The sequence below is a fragment of the Micromonospora sp. NPDC049799 genome (assembly GCF_040656655.1).
Lineage (GTDB): Bacteria > Actinomycetota > Actinomycetes > Mycobacteriales > Micromonosporaceae > Micromonospora.
The window spans coordinates 1-3,034 of sequence record NZ_JBFAMU010000555.1 but is presented as its reverse complement, the minus strand read 5'-3'; the positions used below and the strand labels follow the sequence as shown (position 1 = coordinate 3,034).

Annotated in this window: 2 protein-coding genes and 1 pseudogene; 2 read left to right on the top strand and 1 reads right to left on the bottom strand. The window is 74.3% G+C overall.

The annotated features are described in order from the left end of the window. Positions 1-94: pseudogene (locus tag AB0I76_RS26245) on the top strand (metallophosphoesterase); the annotation flags it as partial. Positions 95-176: 82 nt separating this feature from the next. On the opposite strand, the gene glyA reads toward AB0I76_RS26245, so the two are convergent. After that, complete coding sequence (gene glyA, locus AB0I76_RS26240; RefSeq protein WP_357040698.1) at positions 177-1,454, bottom strand: serine hydroxymethyltransferase; 1,278 nt, start codon at positions 1,452-1,454, stop codon at positions 177-179. Between the two features lie 47 nt (positions 1,455-1,501). On the opposite strand from glyA, the gene AB0I76_RS26235 reads away from it, so the two are divergent. After that, the coding region (locus tag AB0I76_RS26235) for an SDR family oxidoreductase (RefSeq protein WP_357040696.1) at positions 1,502-3,034 on the top strand (1,533 nt) is incomplete at its 3' end.

Sequence of the window (3,034 nt, the reverse complement as noted above, 5' to 3'; positions counted from 1 at the left end):
GGTGGTGGTGACCGGCGACAACATGGCCCACCCCGCCGCCGTCGCAGGGGTGCTGCGCGCCCTGCAACCCCTGCTCGACCATCCCGGTGCCTTCGGCCGCGAGCAGGACCGGCAGGTGCCGGAGCCGCCAGCGCCGGTCGTCCGCCGTGGGCGCCGCCGGCTCCCGCACCCCGGACTCAGCCACGGGGGTACGCCGGGAACGCGGCGACCAGTTCGGCCACCTCGGACGCGACCCGGGCCAGGTCGTCGGAGCCCCCGGGCGCGGTCGGGTCGGTGCGGACCGCCCGGGCGATCAGCCCGGCGACCCGGGCCATCTCCGGCTCGCCCATGCCCTGGGTGGTGACGCTGGGGGTGCCGACCCGGATGCCGGAGGCGACCATCGGCTTCTGCGGGTCGTACGGGATGGCGTTCTTGTTCAGGGTGATCGTGGCGGTGTCGCAGCGCGCCTCCGCGTCGGCACCGGTGACGCCGACCTCCCGCAGGTCGATCAACGCGAGGTGGGTGTCCGTGCCACCGGACACCGGGCGCATGCCCTCGGCGGCCAGCCCGGCGGCGAGCGCCCGCGCGTTGCGGACGACCTGCGTGGCGTACGCCCGGAAGTCGGGCTGCGCGGCCTCGCGCAGCGCCACGGCCTTGGCCGCGACGGCGTGCATCAGCGGGCCGCCCTGGGTGAACGGGAAGACCGCCTTGTCGATCCGCTGGGCCAGGCCCTCCCGGCAGAGGATCATGCCGCCGCGCGGGCCGCGCAGCACCTTGTGGGTGGTGAAGCAGACGACGTCGGCGTGCGGGACCGGCGACGGGACGGCGCCACCGGCGACGAGACCGATGAAGTGGGCGGCGTCCACCATGAGGTACGCGTCGACCTCGTCGGCGATCTCGCGGAACCGGGCGAAGTCGATCAGCCGGGGGTAAGCGGTCGCGCCACAGATGATCATCTTCGGGCGGTGCGCGAGGGCGAGGTCGCGGACCTCGTCGTAGTCGATCAGCTCGGTGTCCCGCCGGACGGTGTAGCCGACCGTGTGGAACCACTTGCCGGAGAAGTTCACCCGGCTGCCGTGGGTGAGATGGCCGCCGTGCGGCAGGTCCATCGCGAGGACCGTGTCCCCCGGCTGGACCAGGGCGGCGTACGCGGCCAGGTTCGCGCTCGCACCGGAGTGCGGCTGGAGGTTGGCGTGCTCGGCGCCGAACAGCTCCTTCGCCCGGGCGATGCCGATCTCCTCGGCCCGGTCCACCTCGGCGCACCCGCCGTAGTACCGCCGGCCCGGGTAGCCCTCGGCGTACTTGTTGGTCAGCGTCGAGCCGAGCGCGGCGAGCACCGCCGGAGAGGTGAGGTTCTCGCTGGCGATCAGCTGGAGGCCGCCGCGCAGCCGCTCCAGCTCGCCGAGGACCACCCCGGCGATCTCCGGGTCGGTCGCCCTGAGCTGGTCGAAGTCCGGTCCCCAGAAGGTCGGCATGTCGGTGTCCACAGCGCCAGAGTCTATGGGGCCGCACACTGGAAGCCGTGAGATGCCTGGTGACCGGAGCGACGGGATACATCGGCGGACGGCTCACGCCCCGCCTGCTGGCCGAGGGCCACACGGTGCGCTGTCTGGCCCGGAAGGCGGGTCGGCTGCGCGACGTGCCGTGGGCGGCGCGGGTCGACATCGCCGAGGGGGACCTCCGCAGGCCGGAGACGCTGCCGGCGGCGTTCGACGGCGTGGACGTGGCGTACTACCTGGTGCACTCGCTGGGGCAGGCCGGGTTCGAGGCCGCCGACCGGGAGGCCGCGACCAACTTCGCCGCCGCCGCCCGCGCCGCCGGCGTACGCCGCATCGTCTACCTGGGTGGGCCGGAGCCGAAGGATGACGGGGAGGTTCCCTCCCCGCACCTGCGCTCCCGGGCCGAGGTGGGGCGGATCCTGCTGGCCAGCGGCGTGCCGACGGCGGTACTGCGGGCCGCGGTCATCATCGGCTCGGGCTCGGCGTCGTTCGAGATGCTGCGCTACCTGACCGAGCGGCTGCCGGCCATGGTCACCCCGCGCTGGGTGCACAACCGGATCCAGCCGATCGCGGTCCGCGACGTGCTGCGCTACCTGGCCGGGTGCGTGCACCTGCCGCCCGAGGTCAACCGCGCGTTCGACATCGGCGGGCCGGACGTCCTCACCTTCGGCGACATGATGCAGCGCTACGCCCGGGTGGCCGGACTGCGCCGGCGGATCATCGTGCCGGTCCGGCCGCTGACCCCCTCCCTGTCCTCGCACTGGGTCGGGCTGATCACCCCGGTGCCGAGCGCCATCGCTCGGCCGCTGGTGGAGAGCCTGATCCACGAGGCGGTGGCACACGAACACGACATCGCCACGTACCTCCCCGACTCGCCGGACGGGCTGACCGGGTTCGACCAGGGGGTCGCCCTGGCCCTGACCAAGGTCCGCGACGGCCAGGTGGAGACCCGCTGGTCGACCGCGAGCGGCCCGGACGCCCCGGCCGAGCCGCTGCCCACCGACCCGAAGTGGTCCGGCGGCACCGCCTACACCGATGTCCGGGAGCGGGCCGTGGCCGCGCCGCCGGACGCTCTCTGGCGGGTGATCGAGGGCGTCGGCGGGGAGCACGGCTGGTACTCCTTCCCGCTCGCCTGGTCGGTGCGCGGATGGCTGGACCGGCTCGTCGGCGGCGTGGGACTGCGCCGGGGTCGGCGCGACCCGCACCGCCTCCAGGTGGGCGAGGCGCTGGACTTCTGGCGCGTCGAGGAGATCGTGCCCGGTGAGCTGCTCCGGCTGCGCGCCGAGATGCGGCTGCCCGGCCGGGCCTGGCTGGAGATGCGGGCCATCCCCACCGAGGACGGGCGCAGCCGCTACCAGCAGCGGGCGGTGTTCCTGCCGCGCGGGCTGGCCGGGCACACGTACTGGGGGGCGGTGGCGCCCTTCCACGCCGTGGTCTTCGGCGGCATGGCCCGCAACATCGCCCGGGGCGCCGAGCAGGCCGGCTCCATCGACCAGGCACCGGTCGGGAACGACGGCTCGGTGAGCGGGTTCGGGTCCAGCGACGGCAGCGTGAGT

Coding starts and splice junctions, on each gene's coding strand:
- glyA (WP_357040698.1), bottom strand. CDS start 1,454: ATGCCGACCTTCTGGGGACCGGACTTCGACCAGCTCAGGGCGACCGAC.